Below are 18,274 nucleotides of genomic sequence, written 5' to 3' on the forward strand. Positions count from 1 at the left end.
AGATGAGCCGCGTGCCGATCAAGTGAATGCCGCCCTCGCGGGGCGTGGTGAAACAATCTGTTAGTCATGCGAATCATGTTGATTCTCATGCGGATGCGATGCAGGAAGCAGAAGATGAGCGTGAGCAAGACCTATGCGCAGCTCGTGGTCGAGCTGTCCGAGCTGGACGAGGAAATCGAGCGCGCACGCGCGCGCGAACGCATCGATGCGATCGAGAAGGTTCACTCGCTGATGGACACCTATGCGATCAAGCATCGCGACCTGGTCGGCCGCAACGGCCGCCGGGGTTCGTATGTCGTGAAAGTGCTGCCGGCGCGGTATCGCGACCCGGCAAGCGGGAAGGAATGGAGCGGGCGTGGCAATGCGCCGCTCTGGATCCGCGGCAAGGACCGTCGCCGGTTCGTCATATGCAAGCCTCGGTCCACCGGCAAGAAAACCAAGGCGAGTTGACGGCGCATGACGGGCGCGCCGCCCGACGGCTGGCGCTGGACTACGGCGACACCGATTTCGCCGGCGTGTGACCCGGCGGCGTCAGCACCACGAGCAGCGTCGCGCCGGCCGGCGATGGCGCCACGTACGCATGCGGCCGATGCGACGAAAAGAGCGCGCTTTCACCGGGCCGCAACCGCGTTGGCTCGCCATGCTCGAAATGAAGTTCCAGTTCGCCCGACAGCACATAGCAGAACTCGTCGCCCTCATGACCGGCGAGCCCGCCGGCTTCGTCCACGGTGCGCGCGTCGACCTGCATGCGCAGCGTGATCATCCCCGCCGAACTGTCGCGATGCAGCAGCGCGTACTCGTACGGGATATTCGCGATTCGCGTCGTGACGATGTCTTCCGCGTGGCAAACGCTGAGCGAAGTGCGATGACGCGGTGGGTTGGTCAGCACGTCGCGCCAGTCGAAGCCCATGCCTTCGATGATCCGGTGCAGCACGCCGAAGGTCGGCGACATCTTGTTCGTCTCGATGCGCGAAAACGTCGCCGCGGGCACGCCGGTTAGCCGGCTTGCCTCGTTCAGCGTGAGATCGCGCGACTGCCGCAGCGCGCGCAGCCGCTGTCCGATCTGGTCGGCGGGAACCTGCAGGTGCTCGCGGCGCCGCGGCTTGATCGGCAGCGCCGAAAGGAGCGACGCGACGCGGGTTTTCTTGCTCATTACCGTCCACCGGGGAGAATGTTTTTACCGATACGTAATAAAAATATACCGCATCCGCGCGATCCCGGGTGATGCAATGTGCAGCGCTTGTCGTTGGCCGGTATCGCGGCGTACACTTCCGAGGCGTTGTGGTGACGAAAGCGGGGCATCTTCGGTGCCTCGTTTTTTTGGCCTCTGAGTTTACGTATCCGTAAATTTCGTGGCCGTGCACGACGCATCTCGTCCCGGCCGTCAGGACGCAATGCCGTACACATGATGGATGGAGATCAAGGCGGCGACGCGGCGCCACGGTCAGAAATTTACGTATCGGTAATTTCGGAGAGCGTGACATGAATCAGCAAGACGATCGGATGGATGGCGCATATCGCGCGGAAGGCTGGGTGCAATGGCCCGGCGAGCCGGAGTTGAGTTTCCAGTTCGCGCGCACGCTCGGCGGTGCGCAGGAAGGCGCGAGCCTGATCAGCGAATGTTTTCGCGCGGCATCGAGGATGACTCCTGGCGATACCGAGAGCTGGTATCGCGAATGGCAGGTGCTCGCGAAGACCAGCGAGCAGCGCGCGCTCGACGCGTTCGAGCGCGGCTTCTTGCGTACCGCGAGCAGCAACTGGCTGCGCGCGGCCAACTACTACCGGTCGTCGGAGTTCTACCTCGCGCATGACGACGTGCGGCGGCGCGATAGCTTCGACAGCGTCGAACGTTGCTCGCATCGCTATCTCGAAGGGCTGACGCCGGCCGGCGAGATCGTGCGGATACCGTACGAGGGCGGCGCGCATCTCGATGCGTATTTCATCCCGTGCGCAGGTAGCGACGTGCGTTCGCCGGCCGTGATCGCATTCGGCGGGCTCGACGAATACAAGGACGAACTGCTCCACGAGATGCCCAAGCACGCGCTGACGCGCGGCATGTCGCTGCTGCTGGTCGATCTGCCGGGGCAGGGCGGCACGCTGCGCCGGCAGGGGCTCGTGAACCGCCCCGATACGGAGGTGCCGGTCGGCGCGTGCGTCGATTACCTGCTCACGCGCGGCGACGTCGATCCCGGCCGGATCGCGTTGTACGGCGCGAGCGTCGGCGGCGTCTATGCGGCCCGCGCGGCGTCGTTCGAGAAGCGCATCGTGGCGGTGGTGTCGGATTCGGTGATGTTCGACATGGCGTCGCTGTTCGCGAGCTGGCTCGATACGCCGGACCGGCTCATCTGGCGGCACCTGAAATGGGTGTTCGGCTGCGCGACGCCGCAGGGCGTGGTCGACAAGGCACGGGATTTCCGTCTCGCCGGCGTGATCGACCGGATTCCGGTGCCCTATCTGGTGCTGCAGGGCACCGAGGACTGGCTGGGACTGAAGACGGCGACCGATACCTACGACTACGCGAAAGCGCACGGCGTCGACGCGACACTCCGGCTATTCGCGCCGGATGAAACGGGCGCCGCGCACTGTCAGGTCGACAATCCGACGCTCGGGCAGGAATTCATCTGCGACTGGCTGGCGGCACGGCTGGGTATCGACCAGCGCGAAGTCCGGCGGCGGACGCAGGCCCTGGCCTGAGCGACCGGGGGGCGGGGGCGTCCGGGAGACATCATCCGCCGTGGTGGGTGGCGCCTCCCGGTGCGAACCACTGCACGCGCTTACCCGCGCCCCACGAACGGCATCGCGGTCGCCATGATCGTCATGTTCAGGATGTTCGTGTCCAGCGGCAGACTCGCCATCTGGACGACCGCGTTCGCGACATGCGTGACGTCCATGCGCGCCTCGGGCGCGAGGCTGCCATCGGCCTGCGGAACGCCTTGCGTCATCCGCTCGGTGAGCGGCGTCGCTGCGTTGCCGATGTCGATCTGGCCGCACGCGATGTTGTACTTGCGGCCGTCCAGCGCCAGCGACTTGGTGATCCCGGTCACCGCATGCTTGGTGGCCGTGTACGCGATCGTATCGGGGCGCGGCGCGTGCGCCGAGATCGAGCCGTTGTTGATGATCCGGCCACCCTGCGGCGTTTGCGCCTTCATCAGCCGCCACGCGGCGCGCGCACACAGAAAAACGCCGGTCAGGTTCGTCGCGACGACGCCGTTCCACACGTCGAATTCGTAGTCGCCGAGCGACACGGGCGGCGCGTTGCGTCCTGCGTTGTTGAACAGCACGTCCAGCCGGCCGAACTGCTGCGCGATCTGCGCGAATGCGTGGTCGACCGATGCTTCGTCGGTGACGTCGGCGGGAAACACCTGTGCGTCGCCGCTGGCGGCGCGGATCGCGTCTTGCGTTTCGCGCAACGATTCTTCCGTGCGTCCGAGCAGCGCGACGGTGAACCCCGCTTGGGCGAGCGCGATGGCCGCGGCGCGACCGATGCCGGATCCGGCGCCCGTGACGGCTGCGAATTTCTTCGTGACAGACATGGCTTGATTTCCTGCTGGTTGAATGAAGAGAGAGGGGGGGGCGCGTGATCGAAGTCATCGCCGGCAATGGTTCTGACGTGCACGGTGCGCGTGTTCAGGCGACATCGTACAGCGCGCCCGGTTTCGCGATCACCACGCCTATTTCTTCCGCCCGGGCACCGCCTTCTTCGCCCGCGCGCCCGTCTCTGCGAACAGACCGACCACCACGTCGCGCAGCCAGCGGTTCCCTTCGTCCTGATTGACCCGCGTATGCCACAGCATATGAATCGGCGCACCCGGCAGCGTGACGGGCAACGCGCGCCAGCCGAGCGAAAACGGCACGGCGAGCTGCAGCGCGAGATGCTCGGGCACGGTCGCGATCAGGTCGGTGCGCTGCAGGATGTAGCCCACGCTCATGAAATGCGGCACCGTCAGCCGTACCTGGCGCGTCACGCGGCGCCGCTTCAGCCATTCGTCCACCTGCCCGTGACCGGTGCCGGCCGATACCACGACCAGGTGCTCGGCGTTGCGCCACGTATCGACCGTCAGCGGTGCGTCCTCGAGCGGATGCCCGCGGCGGAACAGGCACACATAACGCTGATCGAACAGCCGGCGCTGATAGAACCCGCCCTTGAGTTGCGGCAGCAGACCGATCGCGAGGTCGACGCGGCCGTCGGCCATCTCGTCGCCGAGGTTGACGCTCGTGTTGCGTACGGTATTGAGCGCGATGCCCGGTGCCGCTTGCGACAGGTGTTCGAGCAGCGCGGGCAGGAACACGACTTCGCCGATATCGGTCATGCCGATCGTCAGCGTACGCGTGGCGCGCAGCGGATCGAAACCGGTCTCGGGATTGAGCGCGGCGTGCAGCGTCGCGAGCGCGTGCGAAACGGGTTCCGCCAGCCGCAGCGCGAACGGCGTCGGCACGACGCCGCCCGGCCCGCGCACGAACAGCGGATCGCCGAGCCGGCGGCGCAGCTTCGCGAGCGCGTTGCTGACACCCGGCTGGCTCATGTTCATCTGCTCGGCGACGCTCGACACGCGCCGCTCCTGCATCAGCCGCTGGAAAAGCAGCAGCAGGTTGAGGTCGATATCGCTCAGTTCCATGGGTTTCGCGTTGCCTCGTTCATTGCATTCAGTGATGAAGCAGATTCATTTCATTTTATTGCGGGATGAATGTCTACTCCCGAAACTACCGATACGGCGCATGCATTCGACATGACCGCTGCGCAGCACGCAGACCCTACATCTGAATATCGGAGACATCCTCATCATGCAGACGAACCTGAAGATCGCGATCGTCGGCGCCGGCATCGGCGGCCTGACGCTCGCCCTCGCATTGCGCGAGCACGGCATCGACGCGCAACTCTACGAGCAAACCGACGAACTGCGCGAAGTCGGCGCGGCCGTCGCACTGTCGGCCAACGCGACGCGCTTTTACGAACGCATGGGCTTGCGCGCGGCCTTCGACGCGGTGTGCGCGGACATCCCGGGCCTCGTCTATCGCGACGGGCGCAGCGGCGCGGTAATCGGCCATCATCGTGGCGACCCCGACTATCGCCGGCAATTCGGCGGCGCGTACTGGGGCGTGCATCGCGCGGATCTGCAGGCCGTGCTGTCGAAGGCGGTCGGCGCCGATTGCATTCATCTCGGCCATCGGCTGGTCGATCTCGCGCAGCATCCCGATCGCGTCACGCTGTCGTTCGACAACGGCGAGTGCGTCGAAGCCGATCTCGTGATCGGCGCGGACGGCGCGCGCTCGATCACGCGTCGCTGGATGCTCGGCTACGACGATGTGCTGTATTCGGGCTGCTCGGGGTTTCGCGGCGTGGTGCCGGCCGCACGCATGGACCTGCTGCCCGATCCCGACACGATCCAGTTCTGGGTCGGGCCGCACGGGCATCTGCTGCACTATCCGATCGGCGACCACGGCGACCAGAATTTCCTGCTGGTCGAGCGGCATCCGTCGCCGTGGCCGTCGCGCGACTGGGTCATGCCGTCGGAGGAGGGCGAGCAATTGCGCGTGTTCAGGGACTGGCATCCGGCGGTGGTGCAGATGATCACCGCCGTGCCGATCAGCCAGCGCTGGGGGCTGTTCCATCGTCCGCCGCTCGGCCGCTGGAGCCGCGGGCGCGTGACGCTGATCGGCGACGCCGCGCATGCGCTGGTGCCGCACCACGGGCAGGGCGCGAATCAATCGATCGAGGACGCGGTGGTGCTGGCGGCGCAACTGGCGAAGGCCGGCCCCGGCAACTGGCGCGAGGCGCAGGAGGCGTACGAGCGCCTGCGTCGCGGCCGGACGCGCAAGGTGCAGTACGCGTCGATCTCCGCGGCCGACGTGCTGCACCTGCCCGACGGGCCGGCCGCGCAGGCGCGCAATGCGCGTCTTGCCGAGCGCGATAGCGTGCTGCATCACCTGGACTGGATTCACGATTTCGACGCGCTCGCCGAGGAACCGAGCGAGCGGCAGGGTGGTACGTGGCTTTGAATCGGCCCGCCCGGACGAAGGCGGCCGAGCTGGCGTGAAGCCGGTTCGCCGCGGACCCGGCCCATCGCACCACGCGCCCGAGCGATTCAGCCCAGCAACGGCGGCAATTCTTCCTTCAGAAAATCGACCAGCGCGCGCACGGCCGGCATCATGCCGCGACGTGTCGGGAACAGCAGCACGAGCCGTCCTTCCCGCGAGCGCCACGTCGGCAGCACGACCTGCAGCGCACCGGCCGCGATCTCGGCGCGGCATGCATACAGCGGCAGGCTCGCGATCCCCATGCCGGCCAGCGCGGCCTCTTTCAGCGTGGCGACGTTGTCGCTCTGCACGCGCGGCCGGATCGTTCGCGTGACGACGTCGGCGTTCGCGCCGATCAGCCGCAGCGCGGCGGCCGGGTCGCCGATCGGCGCATGGATCAGGAAGTCGTCTTCGGGGAGGGCGTCGGGCGTGTCGATCGGACCGGTCGCGGCCAGATACGCAGGGCTGGCGACCAGCCCCCAACGCGCCGTGCACAGCGGAACCTGCACCAGGCTGGACGATTCGACGTCGAAACCCAGCCCGCGAATCGCGACGTCGATGTGTTCGTCGATGAGGTCGACCTGCCGATGGCTCGCCTGCAGCGCGAGCCGCACCTTCGGATGGCGCTGCATGAAACGGGGCAGCAGGCCGGCCAGCACGATATCCGTGATCGCCACCGGCATGCTCGCGCGCACCAGCCCCGACGGCTCGGCGGTGCGGCGTCGCACGGCTTCTTCGCCGGCCAGCGCCTCGTCGATCATCGCGCGGCAATGCACGTAGAGCGCTTCGCCGGCGTCCGTGAGGCTGAGCCGGCGCGAGGTTCGATGCAGCAGCCGGGTGCCGAGACGGGCCTCCAGGTCGGTGATGCGCCGGGAGATATGCGACTTGCTGACACCGAGCGCGTCGCCCGCCGCGGTGAAGCCGCGATGCTCGATGACCTTCGCGAACAGGTAGAGGTCGTTCAGATCGGAGGAAGCCGGATTCATTCGGGGTTCGCCAGGGAGGGGACGTCGATGGATCGTTTCCATATGGAAACAATGGGTTGATCTGTAGTGTATTTATCGTTTGTCGTTGCGTAAATATCATTCTTTCCAACCGGCGCTGACAGGCACCGGGCGATTCGGCAGACACATCGATTCGCCGATCCGTCATCCCGACGTCAACGTGAGGAAAGACATCATGAAACGCATCTCCCGCTTCTCCCTTCTGAAAGCCGCGGTTGTCGCAATGGCGTTCGCCGGCACGGCCGGCGCGACGGCGCTGGCCGCCGAAGCCGCCCCGGTATCCGCACCGGCCGCCGTCGCCCCGTCGGGCGCGCCGTATTCGCTGCTGTCGCGCGACAACACCGTGCTGGTGCTGGTCGACCACCAGGTCGGCCTGTTCACGGGCGTGCGCGACATCGACGTCGGGCAGCTCCGGCACAACGTGGTCGCGCTCGCGAAGGTCGCGAAGACGCTCGGCATCCCGGTGATCGTCACCGCGACGATGCCCGACGGCATGTGGGGGCCGACCATCCCGGAACTGAAGGCGGCACTGCCCGGCGTGCCGGTGATCAGCCGCACGTCGATCAACGCGTGGGACGACCCGAACGTGCGGGCCGCGATCGAGAAGACGGGCCGCAAGCAGGTGGTCATCGCCGGCGTGTCGCTGGAGGTGTGCGCGACGTTCCCGGCGCTGGCGCTCAAGGCCGCCGGCTACGACCCGCGCGTGGTGCTCGACGCGTCCGGCACGTTCAGCGACGCGAAGCGCACGGCCGGGCTGCAGCGTCTCGCGGGCGCCGGCATCCCCGTGACCGACTACGCGACGGTGGGCGTCGAGCTGCTGCACGGCAACGACGATCCGAAGGCGCAGGAAGTGTATGCGGACCTCGACATGCCGTTCGCGAACCTGGTCTGGCAGCTCAAGAGCGCGTCGGGCAAGTGATGGAGCAAGCAGTATCGCGGGCCGGCGAGGGCGCGTGCCGTCCTCGCCCGGTGATCGTGACGGAATCGGTTATCCACGACGGAGCAGGACGATGAACGCATTCGTGCGCATGTCGCGCGTCATTGCCGGCCGCGATTTGGCGATCGGCGCATCATTCAGCGCAAAGCATTTCGACGAGGGCATGTTCGACGGGGCGATGGACCCGGTCGTCATGCTCGACCACTTCCAGATGACGGGGCCGACGTTCGAGCCGCACCCGCATGCGGGCATCTCGGCCGTGACGTACGTGTTCGAGGATGCGACGGGCGCGCACGTCAACTACGACTCGCTCGGCAATCACGGGCCGATCGAACCGGGCGCGCTGCACTGGTTTGCCGCCGGCCGTGGCGCCGTGCATACGGAGCAGCCGGAAGGCGACGGGCATCGCGTCCATGCGCTGCAGATTTTCGTGAACCTGCCGGCCGCACGGAAGTACGACGCACCCTACGCAGTCCGTGTCGAGCCGCATGACATCCCGGAATTCACGGCGCCCGGCGTGCGCGTGCGCGTCGTGTCGGGCAGCAGCAACGGCGTGAGCGCGCCCGTCACCGCGAAGCTGCCCGAGCCGTTCACGTTGCTGGACGGATTCCTGTCGCATGCATCGTCGTTCGACCATGTGCTGCCGCGCGGCTGGAACGCGACGATCCATGCGGTTTCCGGGACGCTGCGCGTGGAGGCCGCGGGGGCGGCGCGCAGCCTGAAGGCCGGCGAGGCCGTCGGGATCACGTTCGATCGCGAGGCTTCGGCCGACGGCGCGTGGATTCGCGTGATCGCCGACGACGATGCGCACTTCGTCGTGCTGTCCGGTGCGGCGTTACGGGAGCCGATCGTCAGGCACGGTCCGTTCGTGATGAATACGCGCGCGCAGCTCGACGACCGGATCAGCGCTTATCAGAGCGGGGCGTTCGGGCAACTGGTCGCGCCATTCGTCGCGTCGTGACAGGGGCATAGCAGGACGCCGCCGCCGCGCGTTTTGCCGAACAACCTATTCCGTCCGGGCGACGCGACACAATCGCGAGCCCGTTCGGACTGACCGTCACTTCACGCATTCGAGCGCGTACTTCAACCCCTGCCCGAGCAATCCGCGCCACACGTCCCACGTATGCCCGCCGTCGACGATGCGCAGCTCGGCCGGGTTCTGCGCGCGGCGCAGTTGCGTGTACAGCACGCTCGATTCCGCCTGGATCGTCAGGTCGTCGTCGCCGGCCGCGATGAACATCGGCACGCGCCAGCTGCGCGCGAAATAACCGCGCATCAGCGCCGGGTAGTTGAGTTCGTGCCACACGCGCGAGTCGAACTGCCGGTCGCCGAACACGCCGACGTAGCGCGCGGCGGAATTGAGCGGCGGCTCGTTCGCGTAGATCGCGGGGCTCAGCAGCATCGCGCCGCAGAACAGCCCGGGTTCGAGCAGCGAGAAGCGCAGCGCGCCGAAGCCGCCCATCGACACGCCGCCGATCGCGCGACCGGCGCGCTGGTTCGACACCGCGAAGTGCGCTTCGACTTCGGGCAGCAGGTCGTTGAGGAACGCGCTCTGCATCTTCTCCTTGCGGTCGACGTACCAGTCAGTGCCGCCCTGCGGCATCACGATCACGACGGGCGGAATCTCGCGGCGCTCGATCAGCGTATCGGTGGTGGCCTGCAGCCGGCCCTGCGTGATCCAGTCATTCGCGTTGCCGGCGTTGCCGTGCAGCAGGTACATCACCGGGTAGCGCGCGCCTTCCGGGTTGTAGCCGGGCGGCAGGTAGACCGTGTACGACCACTCGCGCTTCAGCGACGCCGACCGGAACGAGCGCAGCACGACGCTGCTGCCCGGGTTGACCGGCGGCTCCAGAGCGGTCGACGGCGTCGTCGCGGTCTGGACGGCAGGCGGCGGCGCGGGCGACATCGTCGGCGCGGCCGGCGTGGCGCGGGCGGTGGCGATGGAGCCGGCGATCAGGGCGACGGCGAACGGAAGGGCGAGTCGGCGCATGGCGAATCGTTTGTGAAGAGGCGCCGGCTATCGTAGCAGCGGCGCATGACGGCGCGGCGCATCATCGCCGCGAGCGGAACGGCAGCCGCGCGACGAGCGGCCCGTAGAGTTTGGCGACGAGATACAGCAGGCCGATCGCGACGACGTCGGCAGTCAGGCCGAGCGGCACGTCGAGATAACCTTCGGTCGCCTGGTAAAGCAGCGAATCGACCGCGAGCGAGATGCCGGTGCCCGCGACGAAACACAGCAGCCCCTGCCGGCCGATCGTGCCGATCCACGGCATCGCGTGCGCGACCTTCTTCATCCAGCCGAGGTGCACGAGCTTGGCCGCGAGCCACGCGATCGCGAGGAAGTTCACGAGCCGCAGCGCGCCGAGGTTCTGCTTGATCGACGGATCGGTCGGGAACGGCTCGATGCGCAGCCGGTAGTACGCGCCGGCCGCGACGATCGCGAGCGCGCCGGCCGTCAGCAGCCAGCCCTGCGGCTTGGGCGCGAGCGTCTGGTAGACGGGCTGGCAGCGCGCGATCACGCCGAGCACGAACAGGAACTGCCACGCGAACGGGTTGAAATCCCACGGCGCGCCTTCGACGGTCGGCAGAAAGCGCGCGACGTGCGGCGCCGCGATCCACAGCGACCCGCTGAACGCGAGCATCAGCCAAGGCTGCGTGCGCGCGAGCGGCAGCGCGAGCGGGACGAGCAGCGCGAAAAACGCATACATCGGCAGCACCGACGCGAGGTACGGCTGGCGGCGGAACAGCAGGATGTCGCGCAGCGCGGCGAGCGGCTTGTGGAGCAGGCCGTCGAGATCGTTGGTCGGCATGTTCGGACCGTCGATCGCGAACGCGTTCAGCGCGGCGGTGATCAGCAGCATCAGGCCGGCTGTCACGAGGAACGCGCGGTAGATTTCGAAAGCGCGCCGGATGAAGCGCTGGCGTGCGGCGGCTTCGTCGTGCCGCTCGGCGAGCGAGTTGTATGCGATCGCGGTCGCGAAGCCGCCGAGGAACACGAACACCTCGGCCGCGTCGCACAGCGCGTACGCGTGCAGCGTCACGCGCGACAGGATGCTGCCGCCGATGTGGTCGACGACGATGACGAGCAGCACGAGGCCGCGGAAGAAATCGAGTTCGGCGTAGCGGCCGGCCCGGGCAGGCGCGGTCATCGGACCGCCTCCCGGCGCGGGCCGAGTGCGCGGCGGGCACATGCCGCGCATGAATCGGGGTGAAGCATGACTTCGTGAAGAAATGGCGAACGGATGCGCATTGTGCCACCGATGTGACGCCTGCCGGGTTTACGCGGATGGTGGGCCGGCCCGCCGCTGCCGATAAGCCCGGTCAGGCAGTCTGCGCAACGGGGCAGTTGGAAGAGCGCAACGCTTTGCGCGCGGTTTCAATACCCCGATGGACGGACGGTTTGCGACGTGACACCATTTTGTCTCCACGCGGCCGCACACCGCGTCGTCCGCCCTGCGGGCCACACATACAACAGATCGAACATTCGCCGGGCGCTCGACCACGCCCGGCCTCGGCTCCGGAGATCCGTCATGAAGAAGCACGTCATTTTTGCCGCCGCGCTGGCCGCTTTCGCCGCGCCGGCCTTCGCCCAGAACAGCGTGACGCTGTACGGCCTGATCGACGAAGGCTTCAATTACACGAACAACGTGAACGTCAATGGGGTCGGAAAGACGAATTACCAGCTCGCGAGCGGTTACGCGCAGGGCAGCCGCTGGGGCCTGAAGGGTAGCGAAGACCTGGGCGGCGGGCTCAAGGCGATCTTCACGCTGGAAAACGGTTTCGACGTGAACAACGGCCGGCTCGGCCAAGGCGGCCGCATGTTCGGCCGCCAGGCGTTCGTCGGGCTGAGCGAGTCGCGCTTCGGCACGCTGACCTTCGGCCGCCAGTACGATTCCGTCGTCGACTATCTCGCGCCGCTGACCGCGAACGGCAACTGGGGCGGCACGCTGTTCTCGCACCCGTTCGACAACGACAACACGGACAACTCGTTCCGCGTCAACAACACGGTCAAGTATGCGAGCGCCGACTGGAACGGCCTGACGTTCGGCGGCACGTACAGCTTCAGCAACAGCACGGGCTTCTCGAACAACCGCCAGTACAGCATCGGCGCGCAGTATTCGCTGGCCGGGCTGCAGGTCGCGGCCGCGTACCTGCAGGCGAACAACCCGGGCGTCGGCAGCGCGGGCGCGATCGCGGCCGACGACGCGAACTTCGTCGCCGACCGCCTGCGCATCTTCGGCGGCGGGATCAACTACACGTTCGGCCCGGCAACGGTCGGCTTCGTCTACACGAAGACGGACGTGAAGAACCCGGTATCGACCGTCTACCTGCCGGCAGCGACGTTCGCCGGCCTCGGGCTGACCGCGACGAAGTTCCAGAACTTCGAGATCAACGGCAAGTACCAGCTCACGCCCGATTTCTATCTCGGCGCGCAGTACGTGTACACGGACGGCAAGTTCGATGCCGCGGCCGGATCGTTCAAGCCGAAGTACCACACGGTCGGCCTGATGGCCGACTACAGCCTGTCGAAGCGCACCGACGTCTATCTGCAGGGCGCGTGGCAGAAGGTCGCCGGCGACAAGACCGGCACGGCGGCCGACGGTGGTTACGTCGTCGGGACGGACGGCCCGTCCTCGTCGGCGAACCAGTTCGCGGTGCGCGCCGCGATCCGCCACAAGTTCTGATCGGGCGGCAGCCGGGGCCGCGCGCCCCGGCACCGGCCGTCGTCAGTCCGTCCGGCGCGAGCCGCCGAGCGTTTCCGCGAGCCAGTCGACGAAGATCCGCACGCGCGGCGCGAGATGCCGGCCGTGCGGAAACACCACCGACACCGGCAGCGGCTCGGCACTCCATTCCGGCAGCACCTCGACCAGCGAGCCGTCGGCGAGCAGCGGCGCGAGCCCGTCGCGCGGCGCCTGGATCAGCCCGAGGCCCGCGAGACAGCACGCGAGATACGCCTGCGAGCTGTTGACCGACACGATGCTGTGCATCTTCACCGCGTGCCGCTCGCCCGTATCCATATCCGCATATTCCCAGTCCAGCTCGCGGCCCGTGCGGCTCGAGAAATAGCCGACCGCGACGTGGTCGGGCAGCTCGTCCGGCGAGCGCGGCGTGCCGTGGCGCGCGAGATACGCGGGCGACGCGCAGTTGATCTGCGCCATCTCGCCGATGCGCCGCGCGACGAGCGACGTGTCGGACAGCACGCCGACCCGCACCGCGCAGTCGATGCCGTCGGCGACGAGATCGACGAAGCGGTCGGTCGTGCTGATCACGACGCGCAGCTCGGGGTAGCGCACGTGGAAATCCGGTAGCGCCGGGATCACCTGGTTCAGCGCGAAGCGCTCGGGCAGGTCGACGCGGATCACGCCGCGCGGCGACGTGCCGGCGTCCTCGAACAGCGTTTCCACATCGTCGAGATCGGCCAGCAGCCGCACGCAGCGCTCGTAGTAGGTCGCGCCCTCGGCGGTCAGCGCAACGCGCCGGGTCGTGCGCTGCAGCAGGCGGATGTTGAGATGCTTTTCCAGATACTGGACGGCGTTGCTGACCGTCGGGCGCGGCAGTTGCAACTGCTCGGCCGCTTTCGTGAAGCTGCCGAGATGGGCGACGCGCGCGAAGATGCGCATTGCATGCAGATGGTCCATGCGGGGCGGGGCGCTTGGCGGATTGGAACAGGCTCCATTGTTAATCAGCGTCGAATGGTTTGGTGGAGCGTTTCGCGTTTATCGCGCGCGGCGATGCGTCCAGAATCCGGTCCATTCACTGACCACTCGAAGGAAACGGACATGGACACGCGTCAACTGGGCCGCACGGGCCCGCAGGTGTCGGCGATCGCGCTCGGCTGCATGGGGATGTCGGATTTCTACGGGCCGGCCGACCGCGATGAAAGCATCGCGACGCTGCACGCGGCGCTCGACAACGGGATCACGATGCTCGACACCGGCGATTTCTACGGGATGGGCGACAACGAGATGCTGATTCGCGACGCGCTGCGCGGCACCGCACGCGACCAGGTGCTGATCAGCGTGAAGTTCGGCGCGCTGCGCGATCCGGCCGGCGGGTTCGCCGGCTACGACGCGCGGCCCAAGGCGATCCGGAACTTCGTCGCGTATTCGCTGAAGCGGCTCGGTACCGACTACATCGACATCTACCGGCCGGCGCGCGTCGATCCGGCGGTGCCGATCGAGGAGACGGTCGGCGCGATCGCCGATCTCGTGAAGGCCGGATATGTGCGCCATATCGGCCTGTCGGAAGCCAGCGCCGACACGATCCGCCGCGCGGCGGCCGTCGCGCCGATCGCCGACCTGCAGATCGAGTATTCGCTGCTGTCGCGCGGCATCGAGGCCGAGATCCTGCCCGCGTGCCGCGAACTCGGGATCGGCGTCACGGCCTACGGCGTGCTGTCGCGCGGGCTGCTGGGCGGGCGGTGGAGCACGGCGCGGCAGGGCGAGCGCGATTTCCGTGCGGCGAGCCCGCGCTTCCAGGGCGAGAACCTTGCGCACAACCTCGCGCTCGTCGACGCGCTGCGCGCGATCGCCGACGAGAAGGGCAGCAATCCGGCGCAGGTCGCGATCGCGTGGGTGCTGTCGCGCGGCGGCGATATCGTGCCGCTGATCGGCGCGCGCAAGCGCACGCAGCTTCAGGACGCGTTGCAAGCGCCTGAATTGCAACTAACGGTCAAAGACATCACCCGCATCGAAACGGCGGTTCCCGCCGGGGCGGCTGCCGGTGAGCGTTATCCGGCCGCACAGATGGCGCACCTCGACAGCGAGCAGGGACGGGGGTAGTCCATGGGGCCTGAACGGCGGAGGCGGACCTGACAGGCCCGCCCGACAAGCCCTAGCCAGCCTCAGGCAAAGCCAGATGGCGGGCGGCGTGGCAGAGGGTCACCATCGGCGCCGTACTCAACCGGACGGAACGCCTTCCATGCAAATTCATACGCTGACGATCATCGTGCTGGTTTTCCTGCTGGCCGGCGCGGTCAAGGGAATGATCGGGCTCGGGTTGCCGACGATCGCGATGGGGCTGCTCACGCTCGCGATGCCGCCGTCGGCCGCGGCCAGCCTGCTGCTCGTGCCGTCGTTCATCACCAATGTGTGGCAGCTGTGGCTCGGCCCGTCGTTCGGGTCGCTGCTGCGCCGCTTGTGGCCGCTGCTCGCCGGTCTTACGATCGGCACGCTGACGGGTGGGCTGCCTGCGCTCGCGGCCGGCAGCACCTGGACGCATGCGGCGCTCGGCGTGGTGCTGATCGCCTACGGGCTGTGGGGGCTGGCCGCCGCGCGACTGCCCGCGCCGGGCCGTCACGAAAAATGGCTGTCGGCGGTGGTCGGCTACCTGACGGGCGTCGTGACGGCCGCGACCGGCGTGTTCGTCGTGCCGGCCGTGCCGTACCTGCAGGCGCTGCGGTTGTCGAAGGACGATCTGATCCAGGCGCTCGGGCTGTCGTTCACCGCATCGACGATCGCGCTCGGTGTGCAACTGCGCGTGACGGGCGCGCTGCAGACGGTCGATCTCGGCGTGTCGGCGCTCGCGCTCGTGCCGGCGCTGGCGGGCATGGCCGGCGGGCAATATGCGCGACGCGTGATGAGCGAGAAGGCGTTCAAGCGCTGCTTCTTCGTCGGGATGATTGCGCTCGGCGCATACATGGCCGCTTCGGGGTGGATGTGAGCGGGCATCGCCGGGAAGCGTGATGCCCGCCGCCGCGAGACATCCCGAAGCCGGTTCCTGCTGCCGGCTTCGGGAATCGTCACGGAACGGCGGTCACGCCGCTCAGGCCGGATCGGCGTACTTCAGCGTCCAACCGAACGTGCGGGTCGTGCCCGTGCCGAGCGCAAACGGCTTCGTCGTGCATGCGAAGTTCGAATGCAGCTGGCCGATCGGCGTCGTCGACAGCGGATTCGTCGTGCCGTTCACGGTGTCGAAGGCGGACAGCGCGCAGGTGTCGAACCCGGACGCCGCATAGCCGGTCGCGGGGCTGTTCGCGTACGTCACCGACACGCCGTCGCCGTTGGCCTGCGTGGACGCGAAATCCGCGAACGACGTGAAGTCCGTCTCGACCGACAGGTTGCCGGTGAGTGTGCCCGAGCTCAGCGTGTCGCTACGCGTGACCGAGCCGTGCGCGAACGTCAGCACCGTATGCACCTGGAGGTCGAGATCGGTCGTATACAACGCGTTCTTCGATGCAAGACGGAACTTCGTCGTATCGAACGACACGATCACCTGCCCGTTGGCCTGCTGCACGTTCAGGTTCTTGTAGTACGTGACGGGGATGTAGGTCTTCCCGTTGTACGACACCTGCGGCACCAGCAGCGCATAGCCGAGATCGGTCGTGCCGTAGATCAGCTTGTCGGAGAACGGCACCGGGTAGTACGGCGTGAACGAGTTGTAATCGGGCGCCTGGCTCAGGTTCAGGTTGATCACGCGGCGCCCGTCGCGCACGGTGAGCAGTGCCGCGCTGTACGGATGCGCGGTGTCGCCGGGCTGGTTGTACCAGGTGAGCGTGTAGTGCGGCAGCGCGTCGAGCCATGCGCCGTAGTCCGTATCGGCCATCGGCGCCTTGCCGCCGAAGCCGAGCTTGTTCCACCACGCGTTCACGTACAGGTACTGGTGCAGCAGGCTGAAGTTCTCGCCCATCACGCGCGGCTTGCCGCGATACGCGTCGGTCCCGCGGCCCTTGACCCACATGTTCACCGACGGCGTCGGCAGCGACGGGTCATACCAGTAGGTGTCGAAGCGATGCGCGGCCTTGTAGATGAACGCGTACGCGACCTGCTTCTCCTGGTCGGACAGCACGCCTGCGTTGGCCGCGGCCGTCAGCACTTCCATGAACGCGGAGTCGCCGTACGGGCCGATCGAGCGGCCGTAGTTGAAGCCCTGGCCGTCGGCGTTCAGCTGCGGCAGGATCAGGTCGACCGACTTGCGCAGATAACCCTTCAGTTCCGGCGTGAGGTTCGCTTCGTTACCCATCTCGAACGTGCGCTCGGTCACTTCGCCGATCAGCAGCGTGCTGTAGCGGTCAAAGCGCGCCTGGTCGTAATAGGTCGTGTGCGTGTTCGACGCTTCGTCCGAGAAGCCGCCCGACGAATCCTTGCGGATGTGGTTCGTGAGCGTGTACAGCAGCGCGTCGCGCGCGCCCATCGTCGCGACGGACGGATCGGTCGCCGATGCGAACGACGGGCTGCTCCAGCCGAGCTTCTGCCGCAGCCCGGCAATTCCGTAGGACACCGCATAGTAGTTCTGCGCGGTGTTGAGCGACGCGATGTCGATCGGCGTGCCGGCGGCCGGGCACGTATTGGTCTTGCCGCTCGCGTCGGGGCCGAACATGTCGCAGAAGGTGAGACGCTGCTGCAGCGTCGCGAGCATCGCGTCGCTGAAGACTTCGTTGAGCATCCCGTGCGCCTTCAGGTTGTTCAGCGCGACGAGGTAGTAGTACTCGCCCCACGACGTGTTCGCATACGTGTAGTTGCTGCCCGACTGCGCCATCATCGCGGTCGTGATCGTCTGGTAGGTCGCGAGATAGCTCGCATATTGCGGGTCGCCCTTCGACTTCATGTCGATCAGGATGTACGACAGGCCGAGCGCAAGTTTGCCGGGCAGGAATTTGTCGCCGGTGTTCGTGTCGAGTACGTGGACGGGTGTGCCGTCGCCGAGATCCATCACGACCTGCGTGAAGTCCGGCGACTTGCGGATCAGGTCGAACAGTGCGCGCATCTGGCCCATCATCGTGATCGGCGTATCCGTGCCGGGCGGCACGCTGGTGTCGGGCGCGCCGTAGACGAGCGCCTGCAGCGAGTTCGATGCGAGCGTGGGCGTGGGCGTCGAGGTCGACGGCGGCGCCGATGAAGACGGCGAGTCGGTCACGTCGTTGCCGCCGCAGGCGCTGACGAACAGGACGGAAAGGGCGCTGAGCGCGGCGCCGAGCGCGAATCTGCTGCGCGGATGCATTGTGTCTCCAGTTTTGAATAATGATGAAGGACGGGCGGGTGTGGCCGTTGCCGCGCTCGATGCCCGTACCTGACCTCCGCCTTGCAACCCTGATCCCTGACGACGGATGGCCTGAACCACAACTCGAGCGGGCAAGCGTTCTCCCTGCGCGGGCCGAGGCTGGCGTCGCACTCATGCACTGGAAAACGTTTTCCAAATTTAGGCATCGATCGACGGGATGTCAATCAACTTTCACGTTCGATGCGCCGGTGGAAACCCGAATAGTGGGAATGAGCGGGGGAGCGCGTGGGTCAGAATTACGCAGAAATTGCGAGGGATTTTTTCGGCGATTGATGGGGTGTGGTGCGGAATGCCGGCGTGGAAGTGGTTGCCGGGAAGA

Annotated in this window: 16 protein-coding genes; 8 read left to right on the top strand and 8 right to left on the bottom strand. The window is 67.0% G+C overall.

Annotated features, from left to right (window positions below):
- Positions 1-114 precede the first annotated feature (114 nt).
- Positions 115-450, top strand: coding sequence for an H-NS histone family protein (locus tag ACTRWB_RS07940; protein ID WP_343493262.1), 336 nt, complete (start codon positions 115-117; stop codon positions 448-450).
- 40 nt (positions 451-490) lie between these two features.
- Here ACTRWB_RS07940 and ACTRWB_RS07945 read toward each other — a convergent pair whose 3' ends face one another.
- Positions 491-1,153, bottom strand: a complete 663-nt coding sequence (locus ACTRWB_RS07945; RefSeq protein WP_446901506.1) for a helix-turn-helix domain-containing protein — start codon at positions 1,151-1,153, stop codon at positions 491-493.
- A 329-nt stretch (positions 1,154-1,482) separates the two neighbouring features.
- Here ACTRWB_RS07945 and ACTRWB_RS07950 point away from each other — a divergent pair, with 329 nt between their 5' ends.
- Positions 1,483-2,694, top strand: a complete 1,212-nt coding sequence (locus tag ACTRWB_RS07950; RefSeq protein ID WP_446901507.1) for an alpha/beta hydrolase family protein — start codon at positions 1,483-1,485, stop codon at positions 2,692-2,694.
- An 80-nt stretch (positions 2,695-2,774) separates the two neighbouring features.
- Here ACTRWB_RS07950 and ACTRWB_RS07955 read toward each other — a convergent pair whose 3' ends face one another.
- Both ACTRWB_RS07955 and ACTRWB_RS07960 read right to left on the bottom strand, forming a co-directional pair.
- Entirely contained in the window at positions 2,775-3,533 is a 759-nt protein-coding gene (locus tag ACTRWB_RS07955; protein ID WP_446901508.1) for an SDR family oxidoreductase, read from the bottom strand.
- 138 nt (positions 3,534-3,671) lie between these two features.
- Complete coding sequence (locus ACTRWB_RS07960) at positions 3,672-4,616, bottom strand: LysR family transcriptional regulator (RefSeq protein WP_446901509.1); 945 nt, start codon at positions 4,614-4,616, stop codon at positions 3,672-3,674.
- 166 nt (positions 4,617-4,782) lie between these two features.
- On the opposite strand from ACTRWB_RS07960, the gene ACTRWB_RS07965 reads away from it, so the two are divergent.
- On the top strand, positions 4,783-5,997 hold the full coding sequence (locus ACTRWB_RS07965; RefSeq protein WP_446901510.1) for an FAD-dependent monooxygenase: 1,215 nt from the start codon (positions 4,783-4,785) through the stop codon (positions 5,995-5,997).
- Between the two features lie 86 nt (positions 5,998-6,083).
- Here the strand turns inward: ACTRWB_RS07965 and ACTRWB_RS07970 are convergent, their stop codons facing one another.
- Positions 6,084-7,001: a LysR substrate-binding domain-containing protein gene (locus ACTRWB_RS07970; protein ID WP_412024316.1), complete on the bottom strand. Its 918-nt coding sequence runs from the start codon at positions 6,999-7,001 to the stop codon at positions 6,084-6,086.
- A 193-nt stretch (positions 7,002-7,194) separates the two neighbouring features.
- Here ACTRWB_RS07970 and ACTRWB_RS07975 point away from each other — a divergent pair, with 193 nt between their 5' ends.
- Complete coding sequence (locus ACTRWB_RS07975) at positions 7,195-7,938, top strand: isochorismatase family protein (protein WP_446901511.1); 744 nt, start codon at positions 7,195-7,197, stop codon at positions 7,936-7,938.
- Positions 7,939-8,029: 91 nt separating this feature from the next.
- Positions 8,030-8,917 carry a pirin family protein gene (locus ACTRWB_RS07980; protein WP_446901512.1) on the top strand — a complete coding sequence of 296 codons (888 nt, stop codon included), beginning with the start codon at positions 8,030-8,032 and terminating at the stop codon, positions 8,915-8,917.
- Positions 8,918-9,013: 96 nt separating this feature from the next.
- On the opposite strand, the gene ACTRWB_RS07985 is transcribed toward ACTRWB_RS07980, so the two are convergent.
- Together ACTRWB_RS07985 and ACTRWB_RS07990 are read right to left on the bottom strand one after the other, a co-directional pair.
- Positions 9,014-9,946: an alpha/beta hydrolase gene (locus tag ACTRWB_RS07985; protein ID WP_343493268.1), complete on the bottom strand. Its 933-nt coding sequence runs from the start codon at positions 9,944-9,946 to the stop codon at positions 9,014-9,016.
- Positions 9,947-10,007: 61 nt separating this feature from the next.
- Positions 10,008-11,105, bottom strand: a complete 1,098-nt coding sequence (locus ACTRWB_RS07990; RefSeq protein WP_412024320.1) for an OpgC domain-containing protein — start codon at positions 11,103-11,105, stop codon at positions 10,008-10,010.
- Positions 11,106-11,486: 381 nt separating this feature from the next.
- Here ACTRWB_RS07990 and ACTRWB_RS07995 point away from each other — a divergent pair, with 381 nt between their 5' ends.
- Positions 11,487-12,641, top strand: a complete 1,155-nt coding sequence (locus ACTRWB_RS07995; RefSeq protein WP_193100289.1) for a porin — start codon at positions 11,487-11,489, stop codon at positions 12,639-12,641.
- Positions 12,642-12,683: 42 nt separating this feature from the next.
- Here ACTRWB_RS07995 and ACTRWB_RS08000 read toward each other — a convergent pair whose 3' ends face one another.
- Positions 12,684-13,595, bottom strand: coding sequence for a LysR substrate-binding domain-containing protein (locus ACTRWB_RS08000; RefSeq protein ID WP_446901513.1), 912 nt, complete (start codon positions 13,593-13,595; stop codon positions 12,684-12,686).
- Between the two features lie 141 nt (positions 13,596-13,736).
- Between ACTRWB_RS08000 and ACTRWB_RS08005 the strand changes: the two genes are divergently transcribed.
- Both ACTRWB_RS08005 and ACTRWB_RS08010 read left to right on the top strand, forming a co-directional pair.
- Positions 13,737-14,738 carry an aldo/keto reductase gene (locus ACTRWB_RS08005; RefSeq protein WP_419689619.1) on the top strand — a complete coding sequence of 334 codons (1,002 nt, stop codon included), beginning with the start codon at positions 13,737-13,739 and terminating at the stop codon, positions 14,736-14,738.
- A 139-nt stretch (positions 14,739-14,877) separates the two neighbouring features.
- Positions 14,878-15,618 carry a sulfite exporter TauE/SafE family protein gene (locus ACTRWB_RS08010; protein ID WP_193100292.1) on the top strand — a complete coding sequence of 247 codons (741 nt, stop codon included), beginning with the start codon at positions 14,878-14,880 and terminating at the stop codon, positions 15,616-15,618.
- Between the two features lie 102 nt (positions 15,619-15,720).
- Here ACTRWB_RS08010 and ACTRWB_RS08015 read toward each other — a convergent pair whose 3' ends face one another.
- Positions 15,721-17,895: a hypothetical protein gene (locus ACTRWB_RS08015; protein WP_446901514.1), complete on the bottom strand. Its 2,175-nt coding sequence runs from the start codon at positions 17,893-17,895 to the stop codon at positions 15,721-15,723.
- Between the last annotated feature and the right edge of the window lie 379 nt (positions 17,896-18,274).

The sequence above is a fragment of the Burkholderia sp. YIM B11467 genome (genome assembly GCF_052952715.1).

Excerpts from the sequence above, each read along its gene's own strand:
- ACTRWB_RS07990 (WP_412024320.1), bottom strand. The coding sequence starts at position 11,105 with ATGACCGCGCCTGCCCGGGCCGGCCGCTACGCCGAACTCGATTTCTTC.
- ACTRWB_RS07980 (WP_446901512.1), top strand. The coding sequence starts at position 8,030 with ATGAACGCATTCGTGCGCATGTCGCGCGTCATTGCCGGCCGCGATTTG.
- ACTRWB_RS07955 (WP_446901508.1), bottom strand. The coding sequence starts at position 3,533 with ATGTCTGTCACGAAGAAATTCGCAGCCGTCACGGGCGCCGGATCCGGC.
- ACTRWB_RS08000 (WP_446901513.1), bottom strand. The coding sequence starts at position 13,595 with ATGGACCATCTGCATGCAATGCGCATCTTCGCGCGCGTCGCCCATCTC.
- ACTRWB_RS07950 (WP_446901507.1), top strand. The coding sequence starts at position 1,483 with ATGAATCAGCAAGACGATCGGATGGATGGCGCATATCGCGCGGAAGGC.
- ACTRWB_RS07985 (WP_343493268.1), bottom strand. The coding sequence starts at position 9,946 with ATGCGCCGACTCGCCCTTCCGTTCGCCGTCGCCCTGATCGCCGGCTCC.
- ACTRWB_RS07995 (WP_193100289.1), top strand. The coding sequence starts at position 11,487 with ATGAAGAAGCACGTCATTTTTGCCGCCGCGCTGGCCGCTTTCGCCGCG.
- ACTRWB_RS07940 (WP_343493262.1), top strand. The coding sequence starts at position 115 with ATGAGCGTGAGCAAGACCTATGCGCAGCTCGTGGTCGAGCTGTCCGAG.
- ACTRWB_RS07965 (WP_446901510.1), top strand. The coding sequence starts at position 4,783 with ATGCAGACGAACCTGAAGATCGCGATCGTCGGCGCCGGCATCGGCGGC.
- ACTRWB_RS07970 (WP_412024316.1), bottom strand. The coding sequence starts at position 7,001 with ATGAATCCGGCTTCCTCCGATCTGAACGACCTCTACCTGTTCGCGAAG.
- ACTRWB_RS07975 (WP_446901511.1), top strand. The coding sequence starts at position 7,195 with ATGAAACGCATCTCCCGCTTCTCCCTTCTGAAAGCCGCGGTTGTCGCA.
- ACTRWB_RS08015 (WP_446901514.1), bottom strand. The coding sequence starts at position 17,895 with ATGCATCCGCGCAGCAGATTCGCGCTCGGCGCCGCGCTCAGCGCCCTT.
- ACTRWB_RS08005 (WP_419689619.1), top strand. The coding sequence starts at position 13,737 with ATGGACACGCGTCAACTGGGCCGCACGGGCCCGCAGGTGTCGGCGATC.
- ACTRWB_RS07960 (WP_446901509.1), bottom strand. The coding sequence starts at position 4,616 with ATGGAACTGAGCGATATCGACCTCAACCTGCTGCTGCTTTTCCAGCGG.
- ACTRWB_RS08010 (WP_193100292.1), top strand. The coding sequence starts at position 14,878 with ATGCAAATTCATACGCTGACGATCATCGTGCTGGTTTTCCTGCTGGCC.
- ACTRWB_RS07945 (WP_446901506.1), bottom strand. The coding sequence starts at position 1,153 with ATGAGCAAGAAAACCCGCGTCGCGTCGCTCCTTTCGGCGCTGCCGATC.